The sequence below is a fragment of the Vibrio sp. 1457 genome (assembly GCF_033340195.1).
GTDB classification, from domain to species: domain Bacteria; phylum Pseudomonadota; class Gammaproteobacteria; order Enterobacterales; family Vibrionaceae; genus Vibrio; species Vibrio alginolyticus.
Genome location: NZ_JAWOWA010000115.1, coordinates 1 through 1,153, shown reverse-complemented (window position 1 = coordinate 1,153; position 1,153 = coordinate 1). Strand labels below are relative to the sequence as shown.

Genomic DNA, 1,153 nt, shown 5'->3' with positions numbered 1-1,153 from the left:
CTTTTGATGCGCGCTGCGTCAGAATGTCGCATTAATTTCCAGTAAATTTCGTCAATGATCACAATTCCAGAATTATATTTTACTTCTGCATAACATTGCGTTTTTTATTCTTTTTATTCACCCACATCGCAAACGTATTCACTTAATATGCACTTTAAATGCATATGGTTTGGTTATAACTCCTTGATTTCCAGTTAGCCTCCGCCGTTTATGCACTTTTATCACTGGCTGGCACGAACCCTGCAATCTACATTTACAGCGCAAACATTACTTATTGTTAACATATAAATAACGAATTATTTACTATAGAGGTCGCTATGTCTCAGCCAATTACGCGTGAAAACTTTGATGAATGGATGATACCTGTTTACGCTCCGGCACCCTTTATACCGGTACGTGGCGAAGGTTCGCGCTTGTGGGATCAGCAGGGGAAAGAGTATATCGACTTCGCGGGTGGCATTGCGGTGAACGCGCTGGGCCATGCGCATCCGGAACTGCGTGAAGCGCTGAACGAACAGGCGAGTAAGTTCTGGCATACCGGCAACGGTTACACCAACGAGCCGGTACTGCGACTGGCGAAAAAATTGATCGACGCCACGTTTGCCGATCGCGTCTTCTTTTGTAACTCCGGTGCGGAAGCCAACGAAGCGGCGCTAAAACTGGCGCGTAAATTCGCTCACGACCGCTACGGCAGCCATAAGAGCGGCATCGTGGCGTTCAAAAATGCGTTTCATGGTCGCACGCTGTTTACTGTCAGTGCGGGTGGGCAGCCAGCCTATTCACAGGATTTTGCGCCACTGCCGGCGGATATTCGTCATGCTGCATATAACGATATTAACTCTGCCAGCGCGCTGATTGACGTCTATACCTGTGCGGTGATTGTCGAACCCATCCAGGGGGAAGGCGGTGTGGTGCCAGCCAGCAACGCGTTTTTACAAGGTCTGCGTGAATTGTGTAACCGCCACAATGCGCTGTTGATTTTTGATGAAGTGATGACGGGGTTCCGTGTGGCACTGGGCGGCGCGCAAGCGTATTACGACATCAAACCCGATCTCACTACGCTGGGTAAAATCATTGGTGGTGGGATGCCGGTTGGAGCGTTTGGTGGACGTAAAGATGTGATGCAATTTATCGCACCAACAGGTCCGGTTTA

Annotated in this window: 1 protein-coding gene; it reads left to right on the top strand. The window is 49.0% G+C overall.

Going from position 1 to position 1,153, the window contains the following annotated elements; all coding sequences use genetic code 11:
- Positions 1-317: 317 nt before the first annotated feature.
- The coding region (locus tag R7Z41_RS24145) for an aminotransferase class III-fold pyridoxal phosphate-dependent enzyme (protein ID WP_318141657.1) at positions 318-1,153 on the top strand (836 nt) is incomplete at its 3' end.